This is a genomic window from Streptomyces sp. BBFR25 (assembly GCF_044590125.1).
Taxonomy (GTDB): domain Bacteria; phylum Actinomycetota; class Actinomycetes; order Streptomycetales; family Streptomycetaceae; genus Streptomyces; species Streptomyces canus_D.
Window position 1 is genome coordinate 2,780,344 of the sequence record NZ_CP172447.1, and the last position, 15,227, is coordinate 2,795,570.

The following is a 15,227-nucleotide window of genomic DNA, read 5'->3' on the forward strand; positions in this document are numbered from 1 at the left end:
CAGCCGGAACCCGTCCGCACCGGCCGGTTCACCCCGGCCGCGATTCCCGCCGGGACCGCCCTACGGGTTCTCCCAGGCGGCCGGTTCCCGCACCGGGTCCGGCAACGCGTCCGCCGCGAGGTGCCCCCGGCGCGGCCACCGACAGCCGGAACCCGTCCTCGCCGGCCAGTCCGCCCCGGCCGCGATTCCCTGCCGGGACCGCCTCACGGGTTCTCCCAGGCGGCCGGTTCCGCCGCCAGCTGTCGTACCGGGGCCGGGAGGGCGTCCGCCGCGAGGTCCGCGATCGTCACGCCCTCCAGGATCCTGCGCACGTTGGCGCGCAGCGCCACCCACAGCGGCAGCAGCGGCCCCGCCGTACCCGTGTACACCAGCCCCGTCGGCCGCTCCCCGCGCACCGAGACGATCGGGCCGTCCACCGCCCGGATCACGTCCGCCACCGTGATGGCCGCCGCCTCGCGCGCCAGCCGGTAACCGCCGCCCCCGCCGCGTCGGCTCGCCACGACACCGCCGCGCCTCAGGTCCCCGAGGATCCCCTCCAGAAATTTGTGCGGAATGTCCTGCGCGGCCGCCACGTCCTCCGCCTTGACCGGGGAATCGTCCTGCCGGACGGCCAGTTCCAGTACCGCCCGTACCGCGTAGTCCGCACGCGCCGAGATCCTCATGCCGACCATTGTGGCGCGCGCTGGGACAATGGCCCGGCACAGGCGTCCCGCGCGACTGACGGGACCAGAGGTACGCGCGCACACAGGAGAGGCTCCCTTGGAGCTCAGCAGGCCCAGCAAGCTCGGCAGACGAGCGTTCAGCGCCCTCGCGGGCACCACCGTCCTCGGTCTCGCGCTGGGCGGCAGCGTGAGCAGCGCGGCGCTGCCCGCCTCCGGCGCTCCGGGCCCCGTGCCCACCGGGCGGCCGCCCGGCCCGCCCGGCGCCGACGGCCGGCGCCACCGGATCGCCCTGGACCGGTACTCCCTGCTGGTGGACGGCAGGCGGCTGGCCCTGTGGTCCGGCGAGCTGCACCCCTTCCGGCTGCCGAGCCCGTCCCTGTGGCGGGACGTGCTCCAGAAGATGCGGGCGTACGGCCACAACGCGGTCAGCGTGCGCCTGGCCTGGAACCAGCACTCCCCCGCCCCCGGCCGGTACGACTTCACCGGCGTCCGCGACCTCGACCTGTTCCTGCGCACGGCCGCCGAGTGCGCCCTGTACGTCGTCCTGCACCCCGGCCCGTACATCGGCGCCGACGTGGACGCCGGGGGCCTGCCCGGCTGGCTGACGACGGTCGACGGACGGGCCAGGACCACCGATCCCGCCTATCTGCGCCACGCCGACGAGTGGCTGGCCCGGGTCAACGCGATCGCCGCCCGGCACCAGTTCACCCGGGGCACCGGCACGGTGCTGCTCTACCGGGCGGACACCCCGGGGCGCGCCGACCTGGACCACCTGCGGGACCGGCTGCGCGCCGACGGCATCGAGGTGCCGCTGCTGCACGCCGACTCCCCGCCGGCCTGGGAGGAACCGGAGCGGACCCGGGACGCCGCCGAGGCGCGGCGGGCCCACTTCGACCGCCTGGCGCAGGGGAGCACGCTGCACAACGTCCGCATGGCGTTCGGCGGCACCTCGTGGGGGTGGCTGCCCGCGCCGTCGGCGCCCTCCCCGACGTACGACCCCACCGCGGCGATCGACGAGGCGCGGCGGCCGACGGACAAGCTCGCGCCGCTCCACCAGCTCGGCCACCTCCTGCGTCAGGTGCCGGACTTCGCCCGGATGGCCGAGGCCGCGCCGGTCCGGGCCGCGGACCGCCGGATCCGGGTGCGGCACCTGGCCAACCCGGACACCGGCGCGCACGCCTACGTCCTGCGCAACGACTCCGCCGCCGACGTCACCTCGACGGTGCCGATGGGCGGGGCGGACGTGGAGGTCACCGTCCCCGCCCGGGACGCCAAGCTGCTCGCCACCGGCCTCCACCTGGGCGCCGGGCGCCGGCTCGCGTACGCCACCGTGCAGCCCATGCTGTCGCTGAGCGTCGGGAAGCTGGACATCGCCGCGTTCGTGGGGCGGGCCGGCGAGATGGCGCACCTGGTCCTCGACTGTCCGAGCGAGCCCTGGCCGACCCGGCTGGACGAGGAGGCCGCCTGGACCTTCGACCGCGGCAGGCTGCACGTGATGGTGCCCCTCAAGGAGGACCGCCTGACCCGGGTGCGGGTGCGCAGCGGCGAAACCGACCGCACCCTGCTCCTCCTGTTCGCCGACGACGCCGCCTCGCTGCGGCTGTGGCCGTACGAGACCCCGTCGGGCCGGGTCCTGGTGCGCGGCCCCGAGCTGCTGCGCGAGGCCGCGCTGGACGGTGCCGTGATCCGGCTGACCGGCGACACGGTCGACGAGCGCGAGCTGGAGGTGTGGGCCCCGCCCGGCATCACCGACGTCACGTGGAACGGCGCGCCGGTCCAGGCGGGCCTGGGCCGCGCCCTGAGCCTGATGACCGTGTGGCCGCTGCCCGGGGTGCCCGACCTGGTCCTGCCCGCGCTCGACGGCTGGCGGCGGCGCACGGAGAACTTCGAGTCGCGGCCCGACTACGGGGACGAGGGCTGGACGGTCGCCGACCGGCGCACGTCGCACGGCACGACCCCGGTCCCCGACGGGCAGCCGGTGCTCTTCGCCGACGACTACGGCTTCCACTACGGCGACGTCTGGTACCGCGGCCGCCTCACCGGCGCCGCGGGCCTGGAGTCGGTGTCCCTGTCGTACCGCACGGGCGCGCACGGCCTGCTGATGGCCTGGCTGGACGGGGAGCCGCTGGGCAGCCACCGGCCGCGCGGGGCGGGCGACGGGCAGGGCACCTGGGCGGCCACGGCAAACTTCCGGCTGCCGCGGGCCCTGCGCGCACGGGGTGGCGAGGACGCTGGACACGTCCTGTCCGTCCTGGTCCGGCGCACGCAGCACGGCCAGGACGCGTACCGGGCGGCCCGCGGGCTGGCGTCGGCCCGCTTCGAGGGCGCCTCGCCCGACGTGCGCTGGCGGATCATGGGCGCCGCCGCCCCCGACCCGGTGCGCGGGCCGCTCAACACCGGCGGGCTGTACGGGGAACGCCACGGCTGGCACCTGCCCGGCTACGACGACGGCGCCTGGGAGCCGGGGTCCCCGGCGGCCGCCCCGGACGAGGACCGGCGCCAGGGCGTGACCTGGTACCGGACCACGTTCCGCCTGGACGTCCCCCCGGAGACCGACGCCTCGGTCGGACTGGTCGTCGGCGGCACCCGGGCGCGCGACGTACGCGTCCAGGTCTTCCTGAACGGCTGGAACCTCGGCGAGTACGTGGGCGGCGACACGGGCGCCCCGCACACCTTCGTCCTGCCGAACGGCATCCTGCGCACCCGCGCCGCCGCCAACACCCTGGCCCTCGCGGTGCTGTCCGGGGGCGACACCCCGCCGGGCCCCGGCCCGGTTCGCCTGGAACTGCTGGGCAGCGCGGCCGGTGGCGTACCGGTGAAGCCCGTGCCCTCCCCCGGCCGGGGCCGCGGCTGATCCGGGGCGGCCTCAGCGCAGCCGGATCACGTTCCAGGACAGCGGCTCCAGGGCGGCGGTGAGCCTGCCGCCGCCCAGGGTCGTGCCGTCCACCGGGTGCGGGACGACCCGCTCGGGCTCGGCGAGGGTGTTGCGGGCGTCGGGGTCGGCGTCCGCGAGGGCGCTGTGCTCCACGACCTCCGTGACGCCCAGGCCGCCGAGGGCGACCTCCAGCGGGAGGGCCTCGGTGCGGGAGCGGTTGACGGCGAAGACGGTGACCGTGCCGTCCTCGGCGCGCACGGCGGTGGCGTGCAGCAGGTCGGCCTCGCCGTACTTCGCCGTGTCGTATGTCGGGGAGTCCACCCGCACGTCGAGCACCTCGCCGCGGCCGTACTTCGAGGCCTGGGAGAAGGGGAAGAACGTCGTCTGGCGCCAGGCCGGGCCGCCCGGCTCGGTCATGATCGGGGCGATGACGTTGACGAGCTGGGCGAGGCAGGCGACGGTGACGCGGTCGGCGTGCCGGAGCAGGGCGATCAGGAGCGAGCCGAAGACGACCGCGTCCAGGACGCTGTAGTTGTCCTCCAGGAGGCGGGGCGCCTCGGGCCAGTCCAGGGCGCCGACCTCCGCCTGGGTCTTGGCCATGTACCAGACGTTCCACTCGTCGAAGGAGAGGTTGATCCTCTTCTTCGACTTGAGGCGGGCGCCGACGTGGTCGCAGGTGGCGACGACGTTCTCGATGAACGACTCCATGTCGACGGCGGAGGCGAGGAAGGAGTCGACGTCGCCGTCGTGCGGTTCGTAGTACGCGTGCAGGGAGATGTGGTCGACCAGGTCGTAGGTCTCCTTGAGGACCGTCGCCTCCCACTCGGCGAAGGTCTCCATGGACTGGCCCGAGGACCCGCAGGCGACGAGTTCTAGGTCCGGGTCGATCTGGCGCATGGCGCGGGCGGTCTCGGCGGCGACGCGGCCGTACTCCTCGGCGGTCTTGTGGCCGGTCTGCCAGGGGCCGTCCATCTCGTTGCCCAGGCACCAGAGCCTGATGCCGAAGGGGTCCTTGTCGCCGTGCTCGGCGCGCAGGTCGGACAGGGCCGTGCCGGCGGGGTGGTTGGCGTACTCCTGGAGTTCCAGGGCCTCGGCGACGCCGCGGGTGCCGAGGTTGACCGCCATCATGGGCTCGGCCTGGGGGCCGATCTTCTTGAGGAAGGCGATGTACTCGGACAGGCCGAAGCGGTTGGTCTCGGTGGAGCGCCAGGCCAGGTCGAGGCGGCGCGGGCGGTCCTCCACCGGGCCGACGGAGTCCTCCCACTTGTAGCCGGAGACGAAGTTGCCGCCGGGGTAGCGGACGGCGGTGACGCCGAGTTCCCGGACCAGCTCCAGCACGTCCTGGCGCAGGCCCTCGGCGTCCGCGGCGGGGTGGCCGGGTTCGAAGATGCCGGTGTACACGCAGCGTCCGAGGTGTTCGACGAAGGAGCCGAAGAGGCGCGGGTTGACGGCGCCGACGGTGAAGGCGGGGTCCAGGGTGAAGCGGGCGGTGCGCATCTTTTCCTTTCGGGACGGTGTGAGGGGCTACTGGCCGGCCAGGCCCGTGTGGGCGACGCCCGCCACGATCTGGCGCTGGAAGAAGACGAAGACGACGATCAGCGGCAGGCCGGCCATCAGGCCGCCGGCCATGAGCTGGGCCCACTGGATGCCGTAGGAGTTCATGACGGTCGCGATGCCGTTCGGCATGGTCATCAGGTCGGGGTTGTTGGTGACCATGTAGGGCCACAGGAAGTTGTTCCAGGAGCTGATGAAGGTGAAGATGCCGACCGCCGCGAGCGAGGGGCGGGAGAGCGGCACGATGATCGTGAAGAAGACGCGCCAGCGGCCCGCGCCGTCGATGAAGGCGGCCTCCTCCAGTTCGCGCGGGATGCCCTGGAAGAACTTGTAGAGGATGTAGACCATCGCGGCGGGCGCGCACTGCGGCAGGATCATGCCCCAGTAGGTGTCGACCATCCCCATCTGCTGGACGCTGGTGAAGAGCGGGACGCCGAGTACGGCCGGGGAGACCATGAGGCCCGTCATCACGACGCCCATCAGGACGCCCTTGCCCCGGAACTCGGTGCGGGCGAAGCCGTATCCGGCGAGCGCGGCGACCAGCAGCACGATCGCCGTCACGCACACCGACACGACCAGCGAGTTCACGAACCAGTTGGTGATGTTGCCGGTCTCGAAGAGGGCCGTCCAGGCCTGGCCGGTCCAGTCCTCGGGCAGCCAGTGCGTGGGCACCTCGACCGCCTCGGTCTCCGACTTGAGCGAGGTGAACAGGGCCCAGGCGAGCGGGGCGAGGAACACCGCGGAGACGGCGGTGCCGAGCAGGGTGAGCACGATCTGGGCGGGCGTCCAGGGCCTGCGGGGTTCGGTACGCGTCGGCGCCGCTGCGGTGGTCATCGGCCGCCCTCCTCACGGTTGCGCAGCAGCCACATCCGGGCGAGGGCGACGGCCGCGATGAGCACGAAGAAGATGATGGAGATCGCGGAGGCGTAGCCCACGCGGTAGCTGGTGAAGCCCTGTTCGAGCGTGTACTGCACGAAGGTGCGGGTCGAGTCCTCCGGGCCGGGGCCGAAGTCCTGCATCACGACGGCCTGGTCGAAGACCTGGAGGGAGGCGAGGATCTGCAGGGCGACGACGAGCCCGGTGATGTTGCGCAGCATCGGCAGCGTGATGTGGAGCGTGCGGTGCCAGGCGTTCGCGCCGTCCAGCTTGGCGGCCTCGTAGAGGTGGGCGGGGATGCCCTGGAGTGCGGCGAGGTAGAGCAGGAAGCTGAAGCCGACGGTCCACCACAGGGTGGTGATGACGACCGCGAGCATGGCGTACGACTTGTCGGTCAGCCACGGTGTTTCGAGGCCGAAGACGTGGTTGACCATGCCGGTGCCGGGGTTGAACAGCCACTGCCACAGGTTGGCGGCGACGGTGGACGGCAGCAGGAACGGCAGGAAGAAGCAGAGCCGCCACAGCCACTTGCCGCGCTCGATGTGGTGGGCCAGCATCGCGAGGAGGAAGGCGAGGACGGTGATGCAGGGCACGACGAGCAGCGTGAAGTAGGCGCTGTGGCCGAGCGCGTCCCACATCAGCGGGTCCTTCAGGGCCTCGCGGTAGTTGTCGAGGCCGATGAAGTTCGCGCTGTCGCCGGAGATGTTGGCGTCGGTGAAGCTGAGGTAGAGGCCGCGCAGCAGCGGCCAGACCACGAAGAGCGCGAAGAGCGCGAGGAACGGGGCGACGAACCAGCCGCCGTGCTGGAAGCCCTGCCCGTGGCGGACCCCGGCACTGTCGGCGGCGGTCTTCGCGCGCGCCGGGCGAATGATCGTTTCGGCGCTGGTGGCGGTCATGCGGCGCTGCCTCCCTGTGCGGCGGTGCGGCCGTCCATGGGGTTCTTCATGGCGAGCAGTTCGGCGAGCGTGCCCTTCATCCGGCGGGCGGCGGCCTCGGGCCTCGCGGAGCCCGTCGTCGAGGAGACGACGATCGGGCCGACCCGCTGGGCGAGGATGCCGGTGGACCCGGCGAACCACACCTTGGGCTCGGTGGCCTGGTGGTCCATGGCCGAGACGTACTCGTTCTGCGGCTTCAGCTTCCGGTACGCGGCCGTGGACAGGGTCGGTGTGTGGGCGGGGATGTGCCCGCCGGCCGCCCACTGCCGGGCGTGCTGGACGACGTAGGCGGCGAGCCGGTGCGCGCCCTCGTTGGTGGCGCCGCCGCGGTCGGCCTGGTGCGGCAGGACGAAGGAGTGGGACTCGGCGTGGGTGGCCCGCTTGCCGAAGACGGGCGGCAGCGGGGTGGCGCCGTAGTCGAGCTTCGCGGTGTCGAAGACCGGCACCGACCAGTTGCCCTCCCAGGCGAAGGGGGAGCCGTTGACGAACTGTTCGGCGCCCGCGGAGCCGCCGAAGGAGGGGTTGGCGTAGCCGTCGGCGACGTGTTTGCGCAGGAACTCCAGGACCTGGGCGGCCTTGTCGGTGTCGAAGGTGACCTCGGTCCTGGCGTCGTCGAACCAGGTCCCGCCGAGCTGGGTGTAGAAGGCGACGAAGAACCACCACTGGAAGTTCTGGTCGTTGTGCCACAGCCCGATGGTCTGCAGCCCCTTCGCGGTGGCCTTCCTGGCCTCCTTGAGTACGTCGAACCACTCGTCGGTGGAGGTGACGGGCACCATCCGGCCGTCGTCGCCGAGCAGGCCCGCCTTCTTCAGCACGTCCTTGCGGTAGAAGCAGAGCTGGACGTGGATGTCGAGCGGCAGCGCGTAGAGCTTGCCGTCGATGACGGCGCGCTTCCACAGCTCGGGGTTGAAGTCCTCCTCCCGCACGCCGTACTTGGCGAGCAACTCGGGGTCCCAGGGGTCGAGGAGGCGGCCGGGCGAGAAGCCGGTGACGCGGCCGAGGTGCATGACGCCGAGGTCGGGCGCGCGGTTGCCGGCGGCGGCCATGGCGAGCTTGGTGTAGAAGGGGCTGCCCCACTGGAGGGTGGAGTCCTTCACGTCGATGCCGGGGTGGTCGGCACGGAAGGAGTCCAGCATCGCGATCATGTTGTAGCCGTCGCCGCCGCTGAAGAGGTTCCAGTAGCTCACCCGGGTGTCCGCCCCGGAGGCGAGCGCGTCGGCGCCGGTGCCGAGCGCCGCGAAGCCGAAGCTGCCCGCGACCGTCAGGCCGCCGGCCGCGGCCAGAAAGTGCCTGCGATTCAGGCCAGGTCGTCCCATGCCCTGCCCCATTCGTGTTCGACATATCGAATGTTGCTCGTAACTTCGAACGGGAAACGTAGGTGGGAAGCGCTTGCGCGTCAATGGTTCGGGCAAGATCCCGGGCAGGACTTTTCCGGAGGGCGCGGAGACGGCCCCGGACCCGCCGCGGAACTGGCCCACAGGGCATGCGTCTTGGCATATTGCAGGGGTGACCGAAGGACGGCCGGGGGAACGAGGAGACAGCGGTGCGTACCAGGAAGGAGATGCGTCGTCTCGCTGACGCCCTCATCGACCCCATCCAGGTGGCCGTGCCCGCGGACCCCGAGGTGCTGTTCGAGGCGCTCGTCGCCTCCGTCAGCGCGTGGCGGGGCCGGGAGGTGGTCGTGCACCGGGCGGCGTTCCCGCCGCACACCGCGAGCGGACTGTGGCTGGAGCGCGAGAGCCACGACGACGTGGTGGTGGACGAACGCGCGGCCGTCTGGCACCAGATCGTGATCCTCTGCCACGAGGTGTGGCACATGAGCCGCCGTCGGGCGGAGGGCGGGGCGGAGGCGGACGAACGGGTGGGCGACCGGCCCCGGCCGGTGGCCGCGCGCACCGACTTCTCCCTGGCCGAGGAGCAGGAGGCGGACCGCTTCGGCATGCTGATGGGCAGTCGGCTGCGCACCTGGCTGGACGCCTCCACCGACTCGGTGTTCGCCGCGGAGGGCGGCGGCCCGGCCAGCCCGCAGAGCCTCGCCGGCCGCATCGGGGCCGCGCTCAACTACCGCGGGACCACCAGATGAACAGCCTGATCAACTACCTGAGCTGCGGGGCGCTCTGGCTCGGCCTCGCGGTGCGGGCCCCCGACCTGCTGCGGCACCGGCACGATCCGTATCTGCGGGCCATCTGCGCGGTGCTGGGCCTGGCCGGGCTCTGCTTCCTGCTCGGGGCGCCGCCCACGGTCGGAGCCGTCAACCGGCTGAGCGGCGTGCCCAACCTGGCGGCGCCGCTCACCTACGCGGCGATCACCGGGTACTGCGCCGCCTCCCAGGTCCTCGTCGTCCACTGGCGCGGCGGCCCCCGGGTGCGCCGCACCGCCCGCCGGTGGACGCTCGCCTACACCGCCGTGGTCCTCGGCATCGCGGTGGCCTTCGCCCTCGGCGACGCGCCCGTGGAGCGCCGCACCGATCTGGACACCTACTACGCGACGACCCCGTTCATCGCCCAGATGATCGTGCTGTACCTGGTCGCCCACCTGACCGCGGTGACCGTCACGACGGTGTCCGCGCTGCGCTGGGCGCGGCAGGTGCGCGGCGGGCTGCGGGCGGGCCTGACGCTGATCGGGGCCGGTTCGCTGTGCGGCGCCGGTTACAGCGTCGTCAAGCTCGTCGCGGTGGGCGCCCGCTGGTCCGGGCACGACTGGTCGGCGCTCGGCACCACGGTCTCCCCGGCCGCCGCCGGACTCGGCGCCCTGCTGGTGGTCGTCGGGGTGCTGGTGCCGCTGGTGACGCCGCGGGTGGCCGAGTGGCGGCGGGCGGGGCGCGCGTACGCCCGGCTCGGGCCGTTGGAGCGGGCCCTGGACGACCTGCTGGTCCGCCGGGCGCTGCGGCTGCCGCGCCCGCGGTTCGCCTCGCCCGCCACCCTCCTGATGTGGCGCCGGACCAGCATCCACAACGCACTCGGTCACCTGGACGCGTACTGCGACCGGGACCTGTACGACCGGACCCGCGCCGACGCGCTGGCGGCGACGGGCGATCCCGAGCTGGCCGGGGCGAGCGCCTGGGCCGCCGTGATCGTCGACGCGCTGCGGCACGAGGCCGGCCCCCTGTCACCGCCCGGCATCGGCACCTCTCGCCCCCTGGCCCCGTCTCCGGACCCGGCGACCCTCGCGAGGATCGCCGACGTGCTCGCCGGCGCCGTACGGGTCCCGGCCGCGCCCGCCGTGCCGAGCGGCCGGACGACGGCGGGCACCGCGTGAGAGCCGGCGGGCCCGGCGGCGGGGACGACGGGGACACGGCCGGCCGCGCGGGCGCCCGGCACGGCCGGGGCGCACGGGTCCCGCACGAGAGGAGTGGTCGGACGTGAGTCTCGTCGTCTACCTGGCGGCCCTGGTGTTCGGCATGACCTCCGTCCTGCTGTTCCGCCGTCCGCGCACCGCCATGAGCAATCCGCTGACCCTGTCCACCTGCGTGGCGATCGTCCTCGGCGCCCTGGTCTTCGTGTGCGCCGCCCCGGCCACCCTGCGCACCGTCAACGACCTCACCGGCGTCGCCAACTTCGGGGCCCCGCTGACCTACGGCATGCTCTCCGCGTACAGCTGCGCGGTGCTGGTCCTGCTGATCAACTGGCGGGGCGGTCCCCGGCCGGTGGTGCGGCGCGCGGTGGTCCGCAGCATGGCCGCCTACGGGCTGCTGGTGGCCGCCATCGTCGTGCTGTTCCTGCTCGCCGACGCGGACACCGAGCGGCTGACCGACCTCGACACGTACTACGCGGGCACCCCGTTCATGCGGGAGATGATCCTCCTGTACCTGCTCGGGCACAGCGCGGCGATGCTGGTGATGTGCGCCGTCTGCGTCAAGTGGAGCCGCGAGGTGGACGGTCTGCTGCGGGCCGGGCTGCGGCTCATCCTGCTCGGCGCGCTGCTGGACCTGGTGGGGTTCCAGCTCACCAAGTACACGGCCGTGGCGGCGCGGTGGACGGGCCACGACCTCGACTTCCTGTCCACCACGGTGGCCCCGCCGATGGCGTCGCTGGCGGCACTGGTGTGCTCGGTGGGCTTCGCCCTGCCCAGGCTGCTGCCGTCCGTGCTCGCCCACTGGCGGGGGCTGGACGACTACCGGCGGCTGGGTCCGCTGTGGTCGCTGGTGAAGTCGGTGTCCACGGCTCCCCGGCAGCCGTCCGCCCGGTGGCAGCTCCCCCGGGCCCGGCTCCAGTGGCGTGAGGTCTCCATCCACGACGCCCTGCTCACCCTGGCGCCGTACTTCGACCACCGGGTCCGGGAACGGGCCCGGGACGCCGCCCTGCGCGCGGGCCACTCCCCCCACGAGGCGCGGCTGGCCGCGGAGGCGGCGATGCTCGCCGACGCGGCGCGCCGGGCCGCCGCCCACGAGGAACCGTCCGACGCCGCCGGGTCCTACCGGCTGCACGCCACCGAGGTGCCCGGCCCGAGCGGGCTGGTGGAACTGTCCCAGGCACTGCACCACCCGCCCGGCCGGGCCACCGCGCCCGGCGGCACCCACCCGTCGTCCCTGACCGGAACCCTGACCGAACCCGAGGAGCCCCATGTCGCGTAGAGCTGTCGTCGTCGGTGCCGGACTGGCCGGGATGCTGGCCGCCGCCGTCCTGGCCGACGCGGGCGTGGAGGAGGTCGTCGTGCTGGACCGCGACGAGCTGCCCGACGGTCCCCGTCAGCGCCGCGGGCTGCCCCAGGGACGGCACGCGCACCTGCTCATGACCGGCGGGCTGACCGCGATGGAGGAGATCGTGCCGGGCGTCGGCCTGCGCAAGCGGCTGCTCGCCGCCGGGGCCCACGAGATATCCCTCAGCTCGGACATGCTGGCCCACACCTCCGAGGGCTGGCTGCGCCGGTGGCGGCGCGAGGGGCCCGTCATGCTCACCTGCACCCGGGCGCTGGTGGACTGGACGGTACGGGCCGCGGTGCTCGAGCACCCGGGGGTCGAGGTCCGCCGGGCGGCCGCGGTCGGGCTGACCGGGTCCGCGGGGCGGGTGCGGGGCGTACGGGTCTCGGGGCCCGACGGGGAGACGGACCTGGACGCCGACCTGGTCGTCGACGCGAGCGGACGCGGGACGCGGATCGTCCCCTGGCTGGACGGGCTCGGGATGTCCGGCGTCCGGACGCGGACGGTGGACTCGGGGCTGGTCAACGCCTCGCGCGAGTACCGGGTTCCGGCCGGGGCGGAGCGGTTCCCGCTGACGATCGTGCAGGCCGATCCGTACGTGTCCCGGCCGGGCCGGAGCGCCATGGTCATGCCGGTCGAGGGGGACCGCTGGCTGGTCAGCTGCGGCGGCACCCGCGGCGGTGAGCCGCCGGCCGATCCCGAGGGCTTCCTGCGGTACACGCTCGACCTGCCGGACCCGATCGTCGGCCGCCTGATCTCCGGCGCCGAACCGCTCACCGACGTGCACCTGAGCCGGTCCACCAGCAACGTACGGCACTACCTGGACAAGGCCCCGCACTGGCCGGAGGGCCTGGTGGTGCTCGGCGACGCGCTCGGCACCTTCAACCCCGCCTACGGGCAGGGCATGTCGGTGGCCGCGTTCGGCGCCCGCGTCCTGGCCCAGGAGCTGGACCGGGCCGACGGGCTCGACACGCCCGGCCTGGCCCGGCGGGTGCTGCGGGGCGCGGCGCGCCCGGTGGACGCGGCCTGGGCCATGGCCGTCGGGCAGGACGTCCTGTACCCGGGGACGCGCGGCGGCGGACGGCCGGGGATCGTGGACCGGGCGGTGACGGCGTACACGCGGCGCATGACGAAGGCGGCGACCTCCCACTTCGCGGCGGCCTCGGCGATCTGGGACGTCACCAGCATGCGCACCCCGCCGACCCGCATGTTCCGCCCGGCGGCGGTCTTGGCCGCCCTCGCCGGACCGCCGCTCCCGCTGCTGACCGGGCCGCCGCTGACGCCCGGCGAGCGCGAGGTGCTCGCCGGGCTCGACCGCACGGGGGTGTGAGCGGCGGTTCGGCTCACCCCTCGAACGCGGGCTGCGCCACCCCCTGCCCCGCCCCCGGCACCACCAGCAGCGCGCCCGCCAGGGGGTGCGGGGCCGACAGGCCGACGCGGGCGGTGGTGAGGTACAGGTCGGTGAGGTCCGGGCCGCCGAAGGCGCAGGCCGTGACGCGCGGGACGGGGAGGGCGACGACCCGGTCCAGATCGCCGGACGGGGTGTAGCGGCGGACCGCGCCGCCGTCCCACAGGGCGGTCCACACACAGCCGTCGGCGTCTACGCACAGGCCGTCGGGGAAGCCCGCGCCGTCCTCGATCACGGCCAGGGGGCGGCGGCCCGCGACCCGGCCGTCCGCGGTGACGTCGAAGACGTCGATACGGCGGGTCGGGGTGTCGGCGTAGTACATCAGCGTGCCGTCGGGGCTCCAGCCGGTGCCGTTGCTCACCGTCACGTCGTCGAGGACGGTCTCGGCGGTGCCGTCGCCGGTGAACCGGGTCAGCGTGCCGCCGCCCGGTGCCTCGTCGTAGCGCATGGTGCCCGCCCACAGGCTGCCGTCGGGGGCGACGGCGGCGTCGTTGCCGCGGCGGCCGGGGACGGGCTCCCGGTGCAGCCAGCGGAAGGTGTCGTCGGGGTCGAGCAGGCCGATGCCGTCCCGCAGGTTGAGGACCAGGCCGCCGCCCGCGCGGGGCTTGACGGCGCCCACGTGCTGGTCGGTGCGGCGCAGCGTGCGGCGGCCGGTGGCCGGGTCGTAGGTGTGCACGCGGGAGTTCAGGATGTCGAGCCACAGGAGGCGGCCCGTCGCCGGGTCCCAGGTGGGGCCCTCGCCGAGGGACGCCTCCGCGTGGACGGCGACCTCGAAGGCCGTGCCGGTCGCCGTCATGCCGCGCTCCGGTGGCCGAGCCGCTCGGAGAGGTCGGCGGCGCCCTTGACGGCGAGCTGCTCCAGTTCGGCGCGGCGCTCCTCGCTCCAGCGGATCATGGGCACGGAGATCGACAGCGCGGCGACGACGCGGCCGGTGCGGTCGCGGACCGGCGCGGCGACGCAGGAGACGTCCGGGTTGGACTCGCGGCTCTCCACGGCGGTGCCGCGCTCGCGGATCGCGGCCAGGGCCTCGCGCAGGGCGGCCGGGTCGGTGATGCTGTTCGGGGTCATCGCGGTCAGCTCGGCGCCGTCCGGGAAGCGCGCGGCGACCTCCGGCTCGGGCAGGGAGGCCAGCAGCATCTTGCCGACGGACGTGCAGTGCGCGGGCAGCCGCCGCCCGGCCGCGGAGACCATGCGCACCGCGTGCGTGGAGTCGACCTTGGCGATGTAGATGACGTCGGTGTCCTCCAGGATCGCCACGTGCACCGTCTCGTCACAGGTCTCGGCGACGGTGCGGGCGACCTGCTGGCCCTCCGCGGCGAGGTCGAGGTGCTCGGCGTAGCGGGCACCGAGCTGGTACGGACGCACGCCGAGCCGGTACCGTCCGGACTGCCCGGGGACCGGGACGATGTACTTGCGGGCGGCGAGCGTGGTGACCAGCTCGTGCACGGTGGTGCGCGGCAGCTGGAGCCTGCGCACGATGTCGGGGGCGGAGAGCGTCCCGTCCCCGTCGAGGAAGAGCTCCAGTATGTCGAGAGCCCGGGTCACGGCCGGCACGAGGCGTCCCATGTCCAGCCCCCTCCCTAGGTGTGTTCGAGATTTCAACAGGCGATCGGAATGACGAACACAGGCTACTCATATCGCGTTTGCCTGGGCAATGGTCGGGTGATGATGGTGGCCATGCCGACCGGAAAGCAGCCCGCGAAACCGTTCACCCCGCGCGACTTCCAGCTCGTCCTGCTGCGCCGCATGGCCGACCACAACCCCGGCCCGGTGGAGGACGCCCGCCGTGAGCTGGGCGCGTCGGTCGCGGACCTGCGCGAGGCCAACAGGCGCTGGCAGGCGATGCTCCGCTCCCCCCGGTCCCGCTCGGCCGCCTCGCGGTACCGCTCCGTCCTCGGCGAACCGGAGTCGGTGGCGCCGCGCCGGATCGGCGACCTGGAGTGCGAGGCCCGGCAGTGGGCGCTGCCCCTGTGGCCGGACCTGCGCTTCGAGGTGCTCGTCGCGGACAAGGGCGTCGTCTGGAACGAGTGGCTGGTGCGCGCCCCCGGCGCGCGGGGGCCCGAGCTGCGCACGCTGGACGACCTCACGCCCTGGTCGTGCACGGTCGACGAGGCGGCCCGCGCCTTCGCCCCCGCCCGGCCGCTCCAGGGCTCGGCCCCGACCCGGTGGGGGCTGGCCTTCACCGCCCCGGACCGGGACGGCGAACGGCACGAGGTGGTCGCGGAGTTCACCTGGGGGCTGTTGCAGCGCATCGCGGTCGGCGGGTGACCCGGGTCCC

General features: G+C 73.8%; 13 protein-coding genes. 6 read left to right on the top strand and 7 right to left on the bottom strand.

All coding sequences use genetic code 11. The features are described 5' to 3' along the window. Positions 1-203: 203 nt before the first annotated feature. Positions 204-662 (bottom strand): Rrf2 family transcriptional regulator, encoded by a 459-nt coding sequence (locus ACGH52_RS12695; RefSeq protein ID WP_059299465.1) that lies wholly within the window; start codon positions 660-662, stop codon positions 204-206. Between the two features lie 97 nt (positions 663-759). Between ACGH52_RS12695 and ACGH52_RS12700 the strand changes: the two genes are divergently transcribed. Continuing rightward, on the top strand, positions 760-3,516 hold the full coding sequence (locus ACGH52_RS12700; protein WP_399939123.1) for a beta-galactosidase: 2,757 nt from the start codon (positions 760-762) through the stop codon (positions 3,514-3,516). 12 nt (positions 3,517-3,528) lie between these two features. On the opposite strand, the gene ACGH52_RS12705 is transcribed toward ACGH52_RS12700, so the two are convergent. From ACGH52_RS12705 to ACGH52_RS12720, 4 genes are read right to left on the bottom strand one after another with little or no spacing between them, the layout of a single operon-like run. Beyond that, entirely contained in the window at positions 3,529-5,034 is a 1,506-nt protein-coding gene (locus ACGH52_RS12705) for an alpha-N-arabinofuranosidase (protein ID WP_399939126.1), read from the bottom strand. 27 nt (positions 5,035-5,061) lie between these two features. Beyond that, complete coding sequence (locus tag ACGH52_RS12710; RefSeq protein ID WP_121704019.1) at positions 5,062-5,925, bottom strand: carbohydrate ABC transporter permease; 864 nt, start codon at positions 5,923-5,925, stop codon at positions 5,062-5,064. Beyond that, a complete protein-coding gene (locus ACGH52_RS12715) occupies positions 5,922-6,863 on the bottom strand; it encodes a carbohydrate ABC transporter permease (RefSeq protein ID WP_059299225.1) in 942 nt (313 codons plus the stop codon). The genes ACGH52_RS12710 and ACGH52_RS12715 overlap by 4 nt, the downstream gene beginning before the upstream one ends. Continuing rightward, the gene (locus ACGH52_RS12720) at positions 6,860-8,218 is read right to left on the bottom strand and encodes an extracellular solute-binding protein (RefSeq protein ID WP_399939130.1); all 1,359 of its coding nucleotides are present in this window, start codon (positions 8,216-8,218) and stop codon (positions 6,860-6,862) included. Before ACGH52_RS12720 ends, ACGH52_RS12715 begins: the two co-directional genes overlap by 4 nt. Before the next feature lie 227 nt (positions 8,219-8,445). On the opposite strand from ACGH52_RS12720, the gene ACGH52_RS12725 reads away from it, so the two are divergent. From ACGH52_RS12725 to ACGH52_RS12740, 4 genes are all read left to right on the top strand, one after another. Next, a complete protein-coding gene (locus ACGH52_RS12725; protein ID WP_399939133.1) occupies positions 8,446-8,985 on the top strand; it encodes a toxin in 540 nt (179 codons plus the stop codon). Continuing rightward, positions 8,982-10,160: an MAB_1171c family putative transporter gene (locus ACGH52_RS12730; RefSeq protein ID WP_076974192.1), complete on the top strand. Its 1,179-nt coding sequence runs from the start codon at positions 8,982-8,984 to the stop codon at positions 10,158-10,160. Before ACGH52_RS12725 ends, ACGH52_RS12730 begins: the two co-directional genes overlap by 4 nt. A 103-nt stretch (positions 10,161-10,263) precedes the next feature. Then, a complete protein-coding gene (locus tag ACGH52_RS12735; RefSeq protein ID WP_399939137.1) occupies positions 10,264-11,475 on the top strand; it encodes an MAB_1171c family putative transporter in 1,212 nt (403 codons plus the stop codon). After that, positions 11,465-12,871, top strand: a complete 1,407-nt coding sequence (locus ACGH52_RS12740; RefSeq protein ID WP_399939140.1) for an FAD-dependent oxidoreductase — start codon at positions 11,465-11,467, stop codon at positions 12,869-12,871. Before ACGH52_RS12735 ends, ACGH52_RS12740 begins: the two co-directional genes overlap by 11 nt. Before the next feature lie 13 nt (positions 12,872-12,884). Here the strand turns inward: ACGH52_RS12740 and ACGH52_RS12745 are convergent, their stop codons facing one another. Both ACGH52_RS12745 and ACGH52_RS12750 read right to left on the bottom strand, forming a co-directional pair. Further along, positions 12,885-13,745 (bottom strand): SMP-30/gluconolactonase/LRE family protein, encoded by an 861-nt coding sequence (locus ACGH52_RS12745; protein ID WP_059299219.1) that lies wholly within the window; start codon positions 13,743-13,745, stop codon positions 12,885-12,887. After that, positions 13,742-14,515: an IclR family transcriptional regulator gene (locus ACGH52_RS12750; protein WP_052842408.1), complete on the bottom strand. Its 774-nt coding sequence runs from the start codon at positions 14,513-14,515 to the stop codon at positions 13,742-13,744. The genes ACGH52_RS12745 and ACGH52_RS12750 overlap by 4 nt, the downstream gene beginning before the upstream one ends. A 99-nt stretch (positions 14,516-14,614) precedes the next feature. On the opposite strand from ACGH52_RS12750, the gene ACGH52_RS12755 reads away from it, so the two are divergent. Further along, the gene (locus tag ACGH52_RS12755) at positions 14,615-15,217 is read left to right on the top strand and encodes a hypothetical protein (RefSeq protein WP_399939143.1); all 603 of its coding nucleotides are present in this window, start codon (positions 14,615-14,617) and stop codon (positions 15,215-15,217) included. Positions 15,218-15,227: the final 10 nt, after the last annotated feature.